This window comes from Chryseobacterium luteum (genome assembly GCF_000737785.1).
Taxonomy (GTDB): Bacteria; Bacteroidota; Bacteroidia; order Flavobacteriales; family Weeksellaceae; genus Chryseobacterium; species Chryseobacterium luteum.
Genome location: NZ_JPRO01000015.1, coordinates 39,509 through 54,830, shown reverse-complemented (window position 1 = coordinate 54,830; position 15,322 = coordinate 39,509). Strand labels below are relative to the sequence as shown.

Here is a 15,322-nt window from a genome sequence, read left to right as displayed (position 1 = left end):
TTTATATTTTATCAGTCACAATTATTTGTAATCAAATTGAATAACAGTTTTCAGACACTGAATGCTCACATAATTTTTGTGGCCTTATTTTAGAATTTAAAAAGTATCAGGAAGCAGCCCTATAGTTTATCGGGATATCAAAAGTCAATAAAACCGTGTTACAGCAATGCTTTTAAACGCCCCTCTTCCAACTGCGTTTCCTCACCTATACTCTAATTAAAGAATACTGTTTTCTTCCGTTCTTTTCCGTTCCGGATTTTCCAGGCATGATAGGAACTTGGTACGTCGTACTGCCATTTCGGAAGCAGCAAGACGATCAAAATAACGTCAATATGAGATACAAATCCTAATCCGACCGTAAGGTAAAATGCCCAACCAGTCTGCTGAAACCCGATTAAATAGGTAAAAGCGATCAGCAGACTTAAGCCCCACATTTTGGACAGAAAAGCATGAGTACAGGTTTCTTTCCCGAATTTCCAGATACTGACCATGTAGCAAAGGGCTTCCATCACAAGGATTAAAAGAATTCCCTGCCATTCGTTCTGAATTAATCCGGGATTCAGAAAATAAGCAGAAAATCCTAATGAAAGCCAGAAAATCAAATCGGTCTGGCTGTCTAATCTTCTTAATTTTTCTGATGAAACACCAACTTTCCGGGCAATAATTCCATCGAAGATATCCGTTAATAATCCAAAATACATCAAGGCTAAAATCAAAAACCGGGATTCTTCTCCTTTGAGATATGCTAAAGCAATAATAACCGGCGCCAGGATAAATCTTACAGCAATTAAAATATAAGGTATTGTTTTCATGACTTCTTAGTTTTAGTTTTAAAATTCCAATTGATTAAAGGCAATTTCCTCTTTTCGTTGACATTCCAAAATCCAAGCTGAAAACCTTTAAGATTTTCGGTCTTATTAATCAGCCCGATCTGCACCCCTCTCATCTTTTTGGATTCATTGAACCCAGAAACCTGCAACCCTTTGAAATCATCTGAATAGTTTCCGATAAAAGCCATATGCAAACCGTACCCTTTTTCAGAATTGTTAGCGAATCCGGAAATATGGATCCCTCTTAAATTTCCTGAAGTATTATTGTAAAAATTTAAAGAAATCCCGTTGGTAACCCGTGCATGATGATAGATCGAAATCCCGACCCCGTTAAGTTTTTCACCATCCACCATTCCACCGGTAGAAATATGCAGTCCGTTTACCGTAACGGTTGATGTTTTTTCTGTAGGGGCGGGTATGGCTTTAGGAATAAGGGGATAAATCAGGCTAAGCGGGTTCGCCTGTAGATTCAGTCCATTAATTTTTTGTTTTTTGTAATCATCTAAAACCCCAACGTTAATTCCTGACGTATTTCTTGTCACTGCTTTTTTAGGGTTTACTGAAAATACAGCCGGCTTTATCTTAACGCTGTCGTGGTCCTGGCCATGTAATACCATGCTGATGAGCACATTCAATAGTATTAAATTCTTATTCATGATAACTTATTTTAAAATTATACTTCAAAAGTATCTGTGAAAAACACCAATCCGAATGCGAAAAAAAATTAAAATAAAGAAGTACATTTGTGAAAATCACAAAAAACATGTATCAGGAACTTTTGCTTAAGGAAATCCGCAGAAAAATTGGCGACAAATCTTTGAATGATGAGATTGCAAATATTCTCAATATAAGTTATGATGCATCGCACAGAAGGACGTCTATGAAGGCAAAATTCAGTTTTGAAGAAGCTTTGGAGCTGGCCAGATATTATCAGATTTCCCTCAATCAGTTCATCACTTCAGACCAGCAGCTTGTGGTTCAAAAAACATCGGCGGTGGACAAAACAGAAGACCTGCAGTCTTTTTTTCAGAATAATCTCAGCGTTTTTGAAAATCTGCCCCTTACTGATGAAATGACGGTTTATTACTCTGCGAAGGATATTCCTTTTTTCTATACACTTTCGGACACCCTGCTTTCCCGTTTTAAGATTTATGTCTGGATGAATCTGCTTAATGCGAAACAGGTTTTTATTCCTTTTCTGCAGTTTTCACCTCCTCATTTTGAATCAAACACACAGGAGCTCAAGAAAAAATACGAAGCACAAAGCATAGTGGAACTTTGGAATGAAAGGACGATTTCCAGTATTCTGCAACAGATTTTATTTTATCACGAAACCGGACTTTTACAGAAGAATGAAGCAGGAATCATCCTGAAAGAGCTGAAAGAACTTATTGAATATATCGAACAGAAGACAGAAAACAATCCAAAATTTCACTTGTATGAAAACGAACTGATGCATCTTTCCAACGACATTTTTTTTCATCATCCGCACCAATCGCTTTTTGCCATACCTGTGAATATGTTTGGGTATATTCTGATTAACGATGAAAAAACCTGCGGTGAAACACGGAATTATTTTGAACACCAGATTAAAAATTCAAAATCGCTGAACACTTCGGGAAACCGGGACAGGAAAATATTTTTCAATAAAATGTACGATCAGATTGAAAATTTAAAACAAAAACTATAATATGAAAAGCCTCCATCATGGTGAATTTTTCGGAACAACCAACGAAACCCTACATTTCGGCGGACTGACCATTACGGATACGGAATACACGCATCCTTATGTCGACTGGCATTATCATGAAAACCCCTATTTCACTTTTCTGTTGCAGGGAAATATGGCGGAAGGAAACAAAAAAGAAATGTACGACTGTTCTGCAGGAACACTACTCTATCATCATTGGGAAGATGCGCATTACAATATAAAACCTGATATTTTCACAAGAGGATTCCATCTTGAACTTACGAAAGATTGGTTTGAACAATTTGACATTTCAAAAGACTGCATTGAGGGAAGCTTTAATTTGAAAGATCCTGATATAAAATTGCTTATGCACCAAATTTTCAGGGAGACAAAAATGAATGATCCAGGGATTGAGCTGTCTGTTCATGAACTTTTACTCAACATTTTCAGCCGGTTAACGGGCAAGGCTGAAAATGCTGATAAAAAACCGAAATGGGTAGGTGAGATTGATGAAATACTTCACGGAAGCTTCACGGAAAAATTAAGCCTGACAGAGCTTTCAAAGACTTTAGACATTCATCCCGTTCATCTGAGCAGGGATTTTCAGAAGCATTTTCACTGTACTTTAGGTACATACATCAGAAAACTGAAGATCAGTACATCTTTAGCCCTTCTCAACACGGAAAAGTCTTTAACGGAAATAGCACTGGAATGTGGTTTTGCAGATCAAAGCCACTTTATCAGGTCGTTCAGGGAGAATGTGGGAATTACTCCCCTGCACTACAAAAATCTTCTGAAGAAATAAAGATGTTAATTTCATTCTATTTTTTATAAAAACAGATGCCTACTTTTGTTCAGATAAAATGTACCATGAAACCAATCCTTTTATTTGTTCTGATTTTCATTTCCGGTCTTTCTTTAAGCCAAAATCTTATTGAGCCTGAAAAGATTGAAAATCCTGTTCAGAAAAACCATCTGAATAAAATTCTCTTTTTAGATAAAGTGATTTCTGCAGAAAATACAAAGGAAACCGATTTCCTCAAAACAATGATATTCCAGGAAGATAAAGACTTTGACCTTCGTGTTTTTTTGGATAACTCATTGGTTAATTATTTACATCAGCTTGACTCCAATTTATCTGCGGATGAATTGCTTAAAAAAGGGAATTACCAATTTAGTTTTTACGTTGATGGAACATTAATTTATACAGAGAACCTGAATCCGGGAGCCGGAATCTCAGAAGATAAAAAGAAGAAAACCACTTTCAGAATTCCTTTATTAAGTTCAAAAAACGAAGATTCCTGGGGGAAATATATGTGGATGAGATTTTATCTGGCCCATAGCGGAATTGATGCCATGAATGAAGGAAATCACGTTTTAAAGATTGAAATCAGGCCTTATTTAAAAACATCATCAGTAAAAGCCGGGAATACGATTGCTTCGGGTGAAATTAGCTTAACCGTTCCTCACAAAAACACTTCGGAACAGCAAATTGCCGTGCAAAACATCCAACCCAACAGCGGCTGGAAAGTGTCTGATGAAAAATTGGATCAGGAAAAAATCAGGCTTTTAAATACAAAAATTGCAGAGAACAGGTTCAGGGATATCACAAGTATTGTCATTATCAAAAATGAAAATATTCTTTTGGAAGAGTATTTCAGTCAGTCCGGAAGAGATTCTTTGCAGGACACCCGTTCGGTTGGGAAATCTTTTGCTTCTGCGTTGATGGGAATTGCCATTAAAGACGGCTATTTCAAAAGTGAAAACCAGATGCTGAAAGAGTTTTATGACCTGAAACAGTTCAAAAATTATTCGTCCCGCAAAGACAGTATTCCAATTAAAAGCCTTCTGACCATGAGTTCGGGATTTGACGGAAATGATTCTGATGAAAGCTCTCCCGGAAATGAGGAAAATATGTACCCTACTGAGAATTGGGTGAAGTTTGCACTGGACCTACCTGTTACAGAAAACAAGCCCGGAAAAACCTGGAGCTATTTTACGGCAGGTGTTATGTTGACAGGAGATATTTTGGATAAAACAGTTCCCAAAGGTCTGGAAAACTATGCCGCGAAAAAGCTGTTTCAACCTCTAGGAATCACGAATTATAAATGGCAGTTTACCCCGCAGAAGAAACCTTCTCTGGCCGGAGGACTTCGTATGAGGACGCTGGATTTTGCAAAATTCGGACAGCTCTATAAAAATAACGGAATATGGAACGGCAAAAATGTCATCGATAAAAATTGGATAAAGAAATCTTTCACCAACTATTTCACCAATGACCAGGATTTTGAAGGATATGGCTATCTATTCTGGAGGAAAGTTTATAAAGTGGGAAATGAAAGTTTTGAGGCCTATCAATCCAGTGGAAACGGTGGGAACAAAATTATCATATTCACGGAAATCCCAGTTGTCATCGTCATTACAGCAAAAGCATACAATAAGTCTTATGCACACTTACAGTCTGAAAAGATAGTTGAGGAGTATTTGCTTCCGGCGATTAATAACTGATGAGTAATGGGTAATAAATAATGAGTGATTATTGATATAGTCACTCATCTTTTTATTGAAAGGCTTGGTTATTATGGTACTTTATACTTTTCAAAAAATGTATCTTTAATAAAAATAACCCATGAGAATTTCACTTCTGCTGTCGTTTTTCGTTTTATCATCATGCTATAGTCCCAAGACGGATGTGGAAGAAGACAAATATCCTGAGATCCCGGAATTTCCCAATTTTTCAGATAAAACAGTTGTTTTGGAGAAAGTCATGGAGCTTCCGCTTTCACAGAAAAGCAACTGCAGCTATCTGGTTAAAGACAATTATCTATTTGTATACAATTCCCCGGGGATGGATTCTTACGAAAACAGCACCAACAGGCTTTTTATCATTACTGAAGGCAAGCCTGTTATTTTTGAGCACTGGGGAAGCAGACCGAATATCAATAACCTTGCTTTCATGGATGATGCCGGGAATATATACGCTAATAACCGGAAATATCTGGCTCCGGACTTCCATTACAAAAAGATCCTGCCTTTCTATGACGCAAATGATATTACAAAGAAATATGAACCTCTTTTCCATGTAGGTGAATCTGAAAAAGACTCTGTACTCTTCAAAAAAATAGATGAAGAACAGGCTGTTTTACAGAAAAATATTCTTGCTAAAGGGGATCAGATCTTAATGATAGCTGATGCAGTAAATGATGAAATCCCGGATCAGGCAATATACGGTGGTAACTATCTGTTTAATCCGGGACATAAAAATGCATATTTTGTATCTTACAACCTTTTACAGGAGCTGAAAGCAAAGGATTCTGCTGTGGAAAAGGATCCTATTTACGCCCAACTTCGCCCGAAGATCAAACTTTCTCCACGCGAAAACAGCTTCTCTCCTGAAATCCGTAAAGAGTACAGAGATACGGTAACGTTCAAAATAAAGGATAAGATTGTCTCGGGAAACCAATGGTTCAGTACCGGAAATCACTTTGTAGCGTCTTTCGGGTATCATCCTGTGTATATGTATTATTATGATGTAAAGCTGGGGAACAAAACGGTTTCCACCAAAGAAGACCAAACCAGAATAATCGTTTCTGATCCTATAAAGACTAAAACGGGAAAATATTTTCCGGTAAGTAATATGAAAGAGGGTAAATTTCAGATTTATTATCTGAGAAAATGATTATTCGTCTTTTTTAGAGGAAACTAAAAAGACGTCGATAAGTCCTTCCGGCAGCTGCATTTTGATGAATCTTTCTTCCCGGTTCACCTCAAGGATCCAGTCTTTGATGATAGGGATCACCACTTCTTTTCCATCCAGGTTGGTTACGAAATAGTTTTGGGCAGTCTGGTCGTTTACAGATCTTATCACACCACATTCTTTACCATTTTCATCAAGGATATCGAACCCGATGATCTCATGATAGTAAAACTGTTTTCCGGAAAGTTTGGGAAGGGTATCAAGCGGTAAGTAGACACTTTTTCCAAGAGACTGGTCTACCAGAGCCTCGGAAGAGTTTTTAAAAGCAAGGTTCAGAGCATCATTTTTGCTCCATGATGATTTTTCAATAAAAAAAGGAACCAATAATCCGTTGATTTCAACGAATATTGATTCCAATTTATTGTAAAGCTCGGGCTGGTCGGTATCCAGTTTAAGGATAACGTTACCCGCAAGGCCATGTCTGCGTGTGATTTTTCCTAATAAATAGCAATCTTCTTTACGCATACAGGTTTGTTATTAAGCTTCAGTGTTTTCTTCAGTTTCAGCAGCAGGAGCTTCTCCTTCTGTAGCTTCAACAACTTCTTCAGCAGGTGCGTTAGCAGCTTCTTCAGCAGCTTTGGCATCGGCTTCAACTTGTGCAGCAGCAGCGATTCTTGCTTCGTTTACTTTAGCTTCAGCATCTAAAGCAGCTTTCTTAGCGTCAGCTTGAGCTTTAGTTAAACCTTCAACTTTACCTTGTACTTTTTGTTCTTTAGATTCTACCCATGCATTGAATCTTTTTTCAGCTTCAGCCTCGTCAAAAGCTCCTTTAGCAACACCACCTTGTAAGTGTTTTTTGTAAAGGGCACCTTTATAAGAAAGGATAGCTCTTGCAGTATCAGTTGGCTGAGCACCGTTGTTTAACCACTTTACAGCAGAATCAACGTTCAAATCGATAGTTGCAGGGTTAGTAATTGGATTGTAAGTTCCCAGCTTCTCGATGAATCTACCATCTCTTCTAGCTCTGGAATCTGCAACCACGATGTGGAAGAAAGGCTTACCTTTTTTACCGTGTCTTTGTAATCTGATTTTTACTGACATAATGTTGTGAATTTTACGGGAACTCGTCCCAGTTAAATATTTAAGAGTGCAAAGATATATAAAAAATTTTATTCAACAATTATTAAATGTAACAATTTATCAGTCTACTTTTCCCATATAAAAAAGCCCAAGACATTTCTGGTTTTCCTCTATGGTTAAAGATTCCTTAAGGTGGTTTACAATCGGCGGAGAACTCCAGTAGCAGCCTACATTATTTGCGGTACAGGTAAGATACATATTCTGAACCGCCATGGAAACGGCAGCAATCTCTTCCCATTCCGGAACCATACCGCTGAAATTAACAACGATGGAAACTACAGCATCTGCTTTATTGATTTTAAAACCGATATCCTGATATTTTTTCTCCAGAAAAGTCTGTTCTGATTGTGCAGCTTTGTAAACAGCCTGCATTTCTGCTGCTAATTTTGCTTTTTCTTCCCCCTGGAAAAGCTTGAAACGCCATGGTTTTGTACGCTTATGATTCGGGGCCAGTGTGGCCGAGTGTAGAATTTGATCTATAATTTCCCGGGATATTTCATTTTCAGAATAATCTTTTGGAAAGATACTTCTCCTCTTTTCTATGATTTCTTTTAAAATTTCTGCATTATTCATATGGCAAATTTACGATATGTAATTGAATGTATTATATTGATTTAGCCCTGATTTTTCAACAATGCGCTCCGGCTTTTATATACCTTATAATGAGTGAATAAAAATGTGGATACAATGACAATAAGTAATCCTCTCAAAATCCAAAGCTCCGGGCCCTGAGTTGAAGGCCCGGGAAATGACAAGTAAAGAAGACAGGCGGTATAAATGAGTCCGGCACTGATCCACGGACGTTCCGGATCCGGATAAGCTTTTACGGTCATTGGCTGATTATATCCAAAAACAGGAATCAGTTTATGGTGATCCCAGATCAGCAATATGATGACAGCAACCATCATGAAAGAGGTAATGATCCAGGTTCCGGTAAATGAAAGGCTGATGGTAATGATCCAGATATTACTCAATATCGCTAAAAACATAAGAGTTCCCAAAAGGGCAAACCGCTGTGTCATCAGTAAAATTCCTGCCACCACCTGGCAGAACCCCAAAAAGTTCCAGTAAAATCCCGTCAGGTACATCGCTTCAAAGAAATATCCTATCGGTGTATCTGTTGAAAGAACGGTAAATCTGTTTCCTATTAATTTTGTAAGGCCGGAAGGAAAAAATGCGAATCCCACTAAATACCTTAGGTGAATGATGATCCAATGATTGAATCTGTTTGTCCGTAGCCTTTCAAATGTCATGGTTGATGAGTTAGGGTGGTAGAGTTTGAGAGTCTGAGAGTTTGAGGGTGTGAGAGTGTGAGGGGTTTGAGGGGTTTGAGGGTAGGAGTGTGGATTTGGAAATTATCGGTGAATAATCAATTGAGCTAAAGATTTCGGTGGTTTGAAATCCGGCATCTTGATTGAGGAATCAGATTACTTCTACAATTTTCTGATGAATATTATTTAAGGTAAAGGCATCACCGGATTTCATTCCCATCATTTTTTTGGCCATGGGACTTTCCGGAGAAATAGCATAAAACCGGTCACCTTCATAAAAAAATTCTCCTAATGAAACGGAAATATAGAAGCGGGCTTTGTTGGTAATCACCAGTGAACCCAGCTGTATTTTTTCCGTAGAGGCATTCAGAACCTTTGACATATTTCTTTTAAGCTCATTCAAATTGCCAAGCTGACGCTGCATCTGGTAAATCTCCTCCTGCATTTCCTCCCTCATACTGTCATATTTTGGAGTCTTCTTGATATCCCGGCTCGCTTCCAGGGTAAACTCGATAAAGTTTTTAAGTTTTTCTATTTTTTCAGAGATCACTGTCTTTACGTAATCTCTTATATCACTTTTTTCAAATACGGTCTTCTCCATGAATCTAATCTTTACATAAAGATAATAATTTTTTAAAATAACCTGAGTTCAGGATAAAAAAATGCTTGAAACCAATTTTATTTTATTGCAAAGACAAACAAAGGTCATTTCACCAGCAAAGGATTACAAATAATTGTTTCGCTTTTTTATTCTCATGGAGCAGGATACCTGGTAAGATTGTGCGTAATTAAAAAGCCTTGCAGAATTGACAAGGCTTATATTTTTTATTTTTCAGCAAGTTTTTTAAGGTCTCCGAGTCCCTGATCAAACATGGTTTTCATGTTCATATCCATCATCGGTTTCATAATCTTCATCATCGTGTTCAGTTCGTTGTCTATTGCCCAGGTTACTTTGGTTCCGTTTCCTTCGGGAGTCAAAATAAAGGTAGCTTTAGCATCGCCTTCAAAAGGTTTGATAAAATGAAGCTTGGTCACCAATTTTTCATTCGGGACAGTTTCTTTAACAGACTGCTCGCCCTCTCCTACTTTGTCATTTCCTTTCCAGTGGTAAGAATCACCCACTTTATCGCCGGCTCCGGAATAGGTAATCACAATATCTTTATCAGCTTTGGAAAATGGATCCCAGACATTGTATTCTTTTAATGAACCTACGTGCTGCCATACTTTTTCTTTGGGTGCATTGATCACCACCGATTTTTCAAAATGATAATTTTTACTGAAAGCCAGCATGGCAATAACTGCATATACTACAGCCAAAAGGATGATTACGCCAAGGATTTTTAAGAGTGTTTTCATAGTTTTGATATTTAAAGTTATTGGTTAAATTTTCCAAATATAAAAATTTAGTTATTCTGAAAATCAAATGTTTACGAAACTTACACATCTGTGGCTTTATTGTTTTCAAAATTAAGCATTCCACCCTCTCCGGCTCTTTTCATATGACAAGATTATTAAAGATAAAGCATTTTTGTCACATCCTGATATCCGGGCATTATTTTTGTGTGTTTCAGCTGTGATTCCCGATGAATCATTAAATTTACCATACCTAAAAATCGAACAATGAATATTTTAACAGAGAAATTCAATACACCATATCACGCAGCACCTTTTGACGGCATTAAAAATGAAGATTTCCTTCCTGCATTCAAAGAACTGATCAAAAAATCTGAGGATGAGATCAATGGTATTGTCAGCAATCCTGAAGCAGCGACCTTTGAAAATGTCATTGAGGCATTGGCTTATTCAGGGGAGCAGTTGGATGTGGTTTCCAATATTTTTTTCAACCTGAATTCTGCGGAAACAAGTGACGAAATTCAGAAGATCGCCCAGGAAGTTTCTCCGCTTTTAACCGAATATTCTTCAAAGATCTCTCAAAACGAAGCTCTTTTCAGCAAGATCAAAAAGGTATATGACGAAAAAGAAAAATACAACCTGAATGAAGAACAGGAAATGCTGCTGAACGAAACGTATAAGGGCTTTGTGAGAAGCGGTGCCCTGCTGAATGAGGAAGACAAAGAAAAACTGCAGAAGATCAATATGGACCTATCTCTGAAATCGCTTCAGTTCGGGCAGAATGTTTTGGCATCTACAAATTCTTATTTTAAACATATTACGGATCAAGAAGAACTGGCCGGAATTCCGGAGGCTATCCTTGAGCAATATGCTGAGGAAGCTAAGGAAAGAGAACTGGAGGGCTGGGTTGTTACGTTACAGTATCCAAGCTATATTCCGTTCATGACGTATGCTGAAAACCGCGAGCTGAGAAAGGAAATTGCCCTGGCCAGCGGTAAAAAATCTTTTGACGGCGGAGAATTCGACAATCAGGGGCTCATTAAGGAACTTCTGCAGTTAAAGCAGCAGAAAGCTGAATTGCTAGGCTATCAGAATTATGCAGATTATGTTCTGGAGGAAAGAATGGCCAAATCTCCGGTGAAGGTTTTTGAGTTTTTAAATGAACTTTTAACGAAAGCAAAGCCTTATGCAGATAAAGAGATTGACGAACTGAGATCTTTGGCCAAAGCTGCCGGGATAAAGGAATTGCAGGGATACGACCATGCTTTCTACGCAGAAAAGCTAAGAAAACAGAAATATGATTTCAACGATGAAGAACTGAAGCCGTATTTTCCGCTGGATCAGGTACAGGAAGCGGTTTTCGGCCTGGCAGGCAAACTGTTCGGACTTCGTTTTTCGGAAAGAAATGATATACCGAAATACCATGAAGATGTGAAGGTGTATGAAGTGTCTGAGACGGAAAGCGAGAAGGCTGAAGATGGAAGTTTTAAAGCTCTGCTTTATGTAGATTATTTCCCAAGAAAAGGAAAAAGAGCCGGAGCCTGGATGACCAGCTATAAAAACCAGTATAAAAAAGACGGTGAAAACTCCCGTCCGCATATTTCCATTGTCTGCAATTTCAGTAAGCCAACGAAAGATACACCGAGCTTGCTGACTTTCCAGGAAGTGACAACTTTATTCCATGAATTCGGACATGCGCTTCACGGCATGATGGCCGATACGCAGTACCCAAGTCTTTCCGGAACTTCTGTGAAATGGGATTTTGTAGAACTTCCTTCTCAGTTTCTGGAGAATTTCTGCTACGAACCCGAATTTTTAAAAACTTTTGCCAAGCATTATAAAACAGGGGAAGTACTTCCGGATGAAAAGATCGAAAAGATTGAACAGTCCAAAAGCTTTATGGAAGGTTACCAAACGATGAGACAGCTTGGTTTTGGGCTTCTGGATATGAACTACCATACGAAAGTGGCAGAACTGGAAAATGAGACTGTAAAAGAGTTTGAAGATAAGTATACGAAGGCAACAACGCTTTACCCTGTTAATCCTGAAACGGCTATGAGTCCTAGTTTCTCTCATATTTTTCAAGGAGGGTACTCTGCGGGTTATTATTCTTACAAATGGGCTGAAGTTCTGGATGCAGATGCGTTCCAGTATTTTAAGGAAACCGGAATTTTCAATCCGGAAACGGCTGCCAAATATAAAATTCTTCTTTCTTCTGGCGGCACGAAAGATCCGATGGAACTGTATAAGAGTTTCAGGGGAAGTGAGCCGAAAGTGGAAAGTTTGCTGAAAAGAGCGTTTGGGTAAAATAGAGAAAAATATCACCGATAATTATATAGAAAGAACAGTCACCAGCTGTTCTTTTTTAGTTTTAAGCGATCATACAAAGTATAGGTTGCCATGCAAATTTTAATTTGTATCTCCATGAAAATATATAAATTAGCCTATCTGCATACTCAATATAAATTAAGGTTGACAAAAAGTTAACTTCACACCTTTAAACCAACCATAATCTATTTGCGCTGCAATTCTGTCTAAAACGTTATCAAATATTTTAAACAAAAACCAGTAATGAAAAAAAATTAGTAATAAAAGGATTTTTAATTCTCAGTATATTTTGGATGTATGCCTGTTCAAAAACAAAGCAAGCCGGAAACGAACATGGCTTTTCAAAAGAGAAGATCAACAATAAAGATATAAAAGAGTTTATCGGTAAAAGCATAACGGTTACCGGTAAAACAGTAAACATGAAACTTGGCGCAGTATTGATTTCAGAAAACGGAGAAAGTATCTGGATGGACGGATTGGATAGCTGGCCTGATGGATATTACGTAAAAGACGATGATTTGAACACTAAAACTGTGAAAGTGACAGGAACTATAATAGAAGAAAGTGATTTACCTGTTTTTATTCCTAATGAAAATGACTCAATAATTCAACAAGGAATACCTAAACCGAAAGGGAGCGATCTTCAACAGGCAAGTCACAGATATTTATTAAAAGATTATAAATACAGTATAATTAAATAAAAAACATTTGCCGGCACCATTTTGTGCTTTGGTTTTTCCATCCGAATGCAAATCTCCAAAACATTATCAAAAATTCTCACCAATGAACCGGAATATAATTTTTTGCTTCATCATTTTACTTTTATTTTCGTGTAAAGAAAATATTAAAAATACCGTTACAATTGAGAACGAGTCAATAACGGAAAAGAAAGAAAATGTAACAGCTGAAATTTCAACAGATGTCAATCAACTTCAAAAATTAATTGACTTATCAGAATTCAAACCTGAAAACGTTAAATTCAAATATATATTTATCGACAATTCAAAAGGAAGAGTTCCTGGTCCTTCTGATTCTTATTTGGAAGCCGTTCTATATTTTGACGATAAAATGATGGAAAGAATCTTGAAAATTGATAAAAATGTAGATTTTCCAAATCCAAACTATCAAAAAAATGACTTTAAATTCGAGTGGCTTGATAAACAAACCCTTTCTGAACTTGAAAAAGCAGATAGCTTAAAAAACATCCGTCCTGATGTCATTTTTGGAACTAATAATGGAGGATGTATGTACCTGAAAAATAAAATTCTGCTGATCAAAGAAGTAAATTAAATTAGCTCCCAAACGAAAACAAAACATGAAAAAAATCTTAATTCTAACTTTTATTGTACTCATTAGCATTGGATTGATTTATGCAATGACTTACTATATCAGGATGGATAGCTTTTCTTTCGCAGTGGCTTTAAACTTCACGCTGATGGCATGTACACTTATTTTTACAGAAACAATGAAAAGTCAGCTCAACTCTTCTTATTTTAATGAAAAGAGCTGGGAAAAGAGAGGAAAAATATATGAATCTCTGGGAGTTCATTTTTTCAGAAAGTTATTAGTAGTGACGGGTTGGGAAAAACTGAACAAAAAATCCAAACCGGTAGAAAAGAATATCACAGCTTTAATGAATCTGCATTATCGTACAAAACAGGATGAACTTGGCCACCTGGTCATCATGGTTATTGTTCTGGGATTTAATATTTTTGTAGCCTATAAATTTGGAATTCTTCAATCCTTATGGCTACTGGTTTTAAACATATTGCTCAATATATACCCTGTTTTTCTTCAGCGATACAACCGGCCGCGAATAGAAAGAATGATCAATTTAAATAAACGCGGATGAAAATACCTGTATAACGGGATTCAATGGACAGATTCAATATGAAGTTTCTACGTTTAGTTTCAGTGATCATATTGCAGGCTATGAAAAACCTTCAATATTTAAAAAATCCTAAACAAAAACTGATTCTCAATCAATCAGCATAAAACGAATAACAGAATTTACGGTTAAAATGAATATGACCAATACGGAAACTCCGCACAGAGGAAAAGGATATTTCAAAGCAAAAACGAATAATATACTTCAAATGACAAAGAACTACTGCCTGACTTTTTTTATCGTCCTGCTATTCAATTTCAGCTTTGGGCAGACTCCTCCATTACCTCCGGCTCCTAAGGAAGCCGGAAATTACAGTTCAAAAGATAATTCTAGAAAAGAAATGATCAGACCGATAGAGATCTCGGTAAACAATGAAAAGAAAGAAGCAATTCCACAAAACAATATTCCAAAATTCAATATATCCATTGATCAGTCAATGGATAAAAATTCCATTTATTATTTCAAAAACATTGAAGAACAGATAGCAAAACTGGATACCCTGTTATCCGGAGAACAAATCATAAGCCTCACAAAGTACAAAATACATACTAAGGCAATACATCCGGCCTATTTAGACAGTCTGGCCAATAAAGCTTATCTGTTGAACGAAAATAAAAACTACCGGGCAGCTATTGAAGTATCTGAAAAAATACTTACCCGGAGTCCCAACAACATTACCGCCCACAAAGAAATGGCTTATGCATACAAACGTCTGGATGACCCTAAACGGTCGAATCTTCATTTTTCAATGATGGTGAAAATCATCAAATCCGTATTCAAGTATGGGGATGGAAGCCGTCAAAGCCCGTATATCCTTAATAACTTTTTTGAAGGATTATCAATTTATGAAGCTATGTATAGTTGCTTTCCAAAAAAAGTCACATTAATTCTCACAACTGACAAAAACCTTTTAGGCGGTTATGACTGTTTCCATATCATGCGGTTCTCAAACCTGAATCATTGGCTGCCGTCTTTAAGCGAGGAAGACTATAAAGTGGAACAGTAAATTGTAAATTCAGAGAAGCTTAGAGCCTTTTTAAATGTTATTCAGTACAATTATTATGAAGAAATAATCTACTAAAGAAACATATTCATCGCAGATTAAGTAGATTTATTTCAGTTATA

17 protein-coding genes are annotated in these 15,322 nt (G+C 37.0%); 9 read left to right on the top strand and 8 right to left on the bottom strand.

Annotated elements, in window-relative coordinates; all coding sequences use genetic code 11:
- Positions 1-212: 212 nt before the first annotated feature.
- Positions 213-812: a CDP-alcohol phosphatidyltransferase family protein gene (locus IX38_RS15795; RefSeq protein WP_034706581.1), complete on the bottom strand. Its 600-nt coding sequence runs from the start codon at positions 810-812 to the stop codon at positions 213-215.
- The gene (locus IX38_RS15790; protein ID WP_051884812.1) at positions 809-1,486 is read right to left on the bottom strand and encodes an LA_2272 family surface repeat-containing protein; all 678 of its coding nucleotides are present in this window, start codon (positions 1,484-1,486) and stop codon (positions 809-811) included. Before IX38_RS15790 ends, IX38_RS15795 begins: the two co-directional genes overlap by 4 nt.
- Before the next feature lie 89 nt (positions 1,487-1,575).
- Here IX38_RS15790 and IX38_RS15785 point away from each other — a divergent pair, with 89 nt between their 5' ends.
- The 4 genes from IX38_RS15785 (at position 1,576) to IX38_RS15770 (ending at position 6,199) form a co-directional block, all read left to right on the top strand.
- On the top strand, positions 1,576-2,520 hold the full coding sequence (locus IX38_RS15785; RefSeq protein ID WP_228377978.1) for an XRE family transcriptional regulator: 945 nt from the start codon (positions 1,576-1,578) through the stop codon (positions 2,518-2,520).
- 1 nt (position 2,521) lies between these two features.
- Entirely contained in the window at positions 2,522-3,325 is an 804-nt protein-coding gene (locus IX38_RS15780) for a helix-turn-helix transcriptional regulator (RefSeq protein WP_034706579.1), read from the top strand.
- Between the two features lie 65 nt (positions 3,326-3,390).
- Positions 3,391-5,028, top strand: a complete 1,638-nt coding sequence (locus IX38_RS15775; protein WP_034706682.1) for a serine hydrolase domain-containing protein — start codon at positions 3,391-3,393, stop codon at positions 5,026-5,028.
- Between the two features lie 121 nt (positions 5,029-5,149).
- The gene (locus tag IX38_RS15770) at positions 5,150-6,199 is read left to right on the top strand and encodes a hypothetical protein (RefSeq protein ID WP_034706577.1); all 1,050 of its coding nucleotides are present in this window, start codon (positions 5,150-5,152) and stop codon (positions 6,197-6,199) included.
- Here the strand turns inward: IX38_RS15770 and rimM are convergent, their stop codons facing one another.
- The 6 genes from rimM to IX38_RS15740 all read right to left on the bottom strand — a co-directional run bounded on the left by rimM (position 6,200) and on the right by IX38_RS15740 (position 9,984).
- Positions 6,200-6,742, bottom strand: coding sequence for a ribosome maturation factor RimM (rimM, locus tag IX38_RS15765; protein ID WP_034706576.1), 543 nt, complete (start codon positions 6,740-6,742; stop codon positions 6,200-6,202). It lies immediately after the preceding gene.
- Positions 6,743-6,754: 12 nt separating this feature from the next.
- Complete coding sequence (locus tag IX38_RS15760; protein ID WP_034706575.1) at positions 6,755-7,318, bottom strand: 30S ribosomal protein S16; 564 nt, start codon at positions 7,316-7,318, stop codon at positions 6,755-6,757.
- A 99-nt stretch (positions 7,319-7,417) separates the two neighbouring features.
- A complete protein-coding gene (locus IX38_RS15755; RefSeq protein WP_034706574.1) occupies positions 7,418-7,930 on the bottom strand; it encodes a nitroreductase family protein in 513 nt (170 codons plus the stop codon).
- Between the two features lie 41 nt (positions 7,931-7,971).
- A complete protein-coding gene (locus IX38_RS15750) occupies positions 7,972-8,610 on the bottom strand; it encodes a hypothetical protein (protein ID WP_034706573.1) in 639 nt (212 codons plus the stop codon).
- Between the two features lie 169 nt (positions 8,611-8,779).
- Complete coding sequence (locus IX38_RS15745; RefSeq protein ID WP_034706572.1) at positions 8,780-9,229, bottom strand: hypothetical protein; 450 nt, start codon at positions 9,227-9,229, stop codon at positions 8,780-8,782.
- 224 nt (positions 9,230-9,453) lie between these two features.
- Entirely contained in the window at positions 9,454-9,984 is a 531-nt protein-coding gene (locus IX38_RS15740) for an SRPBCC family protein (RefSeq protein ID WP_034706570.1), read from the bottom strand.
- A gap of 264 nt (positions 9,985-10,248) precedes the next feature.
- Between IX38_RS15740 and IX38_RS15735 the strand changes: the two genes are divergently transcribed.
- The 5 genes from IX38_RS15735 (at position 10,249) to IX38_RS15715 (ending at position 15,203) form a co-directional block, all read left to right on the top strand.
- Positions 10,249-12,288 (top strand): M3 family metallopeptidase, encoded by a 2,040-nt coding sequence (locus IX38_RS15735; protein ID WP_034706569.1) that lies wholly within the window; start codon positions 10,249-10,251, stop codon positions 12,286-12,288.
- Positions 12,289-12,602: 314 nt separating this feature from the next.
- Positions 12,603-13,010, top strand: a complete 408-nt coding sequence (locus tag IX38_RS15730) for a hypothetical protein (RefSeq protein WP_034706568.1) — start codon at positions 12,603-12,605, stop codon at positions 13,008-13,010.
- 82 nt (positions 13,011-13,092) lie between these two features.
- Positions 13,093-13,599 carry a hypothetical protein gene (locus tag IX38_RS15725; RefSeq protein ID WP_034706567.1) on the top strand — a complete coding sequence of 169 codons (507 nt, stop codon included), beginning with the start codon at positions 13,093-13,095 and terminating at the stop codon, positions 13,597-13,599.
- A 25-nt stretch (positions 13,600-13,624) separates the two neighbouring features.
- Positions 13,625-14,161: a glycosyl-4,4'-diaponeurosporenoate acyltransferase CrtO family protein gene (locus tag IX38_RS15720; protein ID WP_034706566.1), complete on the top strand. Its 537-nt coding sequence runs from the start codon at positions 13,625-13,627 to the stop codon at positions 14,159-14,161.
- A gap of 175 nt (positions 14,162-14,336) precedes the next feature.
- The gene (locus tag IX38_RS15715; protein WP_034706565.1) at positions 14,337-15,203 is read left to right on the top strand and encodes a DUF4919 domain-containing protein; all 867 of its coding nucleotides are present in this window, start codon (positions 14,337-14,339) and stop codon (positions 15,201-15,203) included.
- The last annotated feature ends 119 nt before the right edge of the window (positions 15,204-15,322 follow it).

Excerpts from the sequence above, each read along its gene's own strand:
- IX38_RS15795 (WP_034706581.1), bottom strand. The coding sequence starts at position 812 with ATGAAAACAATACCTTATATTTTAATTGCTGTAAGATTTATCCTGGCG.
- IX38_RS15790 (WP_051884812.1), bottom strand. The coding sequence starts at position 1,486 with ATGAATAAGAATTTAATACTATTGAATGTGCTCATCAGCATGGTATTA.
- IX38_RS15780 (WP_034706579.1), top strand. The coding sequence starts at position 2,522 with ATGAAAAGCCTCCATCATGGTGAATTTTTCGGAACAACCAACGAAACC.
- IX38_RS15775 (WP_034706682.1), top strand. The coding sequence starts at position 3,391 with ATGAAACCAATCCTTTTATTTGTTCTGATTTTCATTTCCGGTCTTTCT.
- IX38_RS15770 (WP_034706577.1), top strand. The coding sequence starts at position 5,150 with ATGAGAATTTCACTTCTGCTGTCGTTTTTCGTTTTATCATCATGCTAT.
- rimM (WP_034706576.1), bottom strand. The coding sequence starts at position 6,742 with ATGCGTAAAGAAGATTGCTATTTATTAGGAAAAATCACACGCAGACAT.
- IX38_RS15760 (WP_034706575.1), bottom strand. The coding sequence starts at position 7,318 with ATGTCAGTAAAAATCAGATTACAAAGACACGGTAAAAAAGGTAAGCCT.
- IX38_RS15755 (WP_034706574.1), bottom strand. The coding sequence starts at position 7,930 with ATGAATAATGCAGAAATTTTAAAAGAAATCATAGAAAAGAGGAGAAGT.
- IX38_RS15750 (WP_034706573.1), bottom strand. The coding sequence starts at position 8,610 with ATGACATTTGAAAGGCTACGGACAAACAGATTCAATCATTGGATCATC.
- IX38_RS15745 (WP_034706572.1), bottom strand. The coding sequence starts at position 9,229 with ATGGAGAAGACCGTATTTGAAAAAAGTGATATAAGAGATTACGTAAAG.
- IX38_RS15740 (WP_034706570.1), bottom strand. The coding sequence starts at position 9,984 with ATGAAAACACTCTTAAAAATCCTTGGCGTAATCATCCTTTTGGCTGTA.
- IX38_RS15735 (WP_034706569.1), top strand. The coding sequence starts at position 10,249 with ATGAATATTTTAACAGAGAAATTCAATACACCATATCACGCAGCACCT.
- IX38_RS15730 (WP_034706568.1), top strand. The coding sequence starts at position 12,603 with ATGTATGCCTGTTCAAAAACAAAGCAAGCCGGAAACGAACATGGCTTT.
- IX38_RS15725 (WP_034706567.1), top strand. The coding sequence starts at position 13,093 with ATGAACCGGAATATAATTTTTTGCTTCATCATTTTACTTTTATTTTCG.
- IX38_RS15720 (WP_034706566.1), top strand. The coding sequence starts at position 13,625 with ATGAAAAAAATCTTAATTCTAACTTTTATTGTACTCATTAGCATTGGA.
- IX38_RS15715 (WP_034706565.1), top strand. The coding sequence starts at position 14,337 with ATGACCAATACGGAAACTCCGCACAGAGGAAAAGGATATTTCAAAGCA.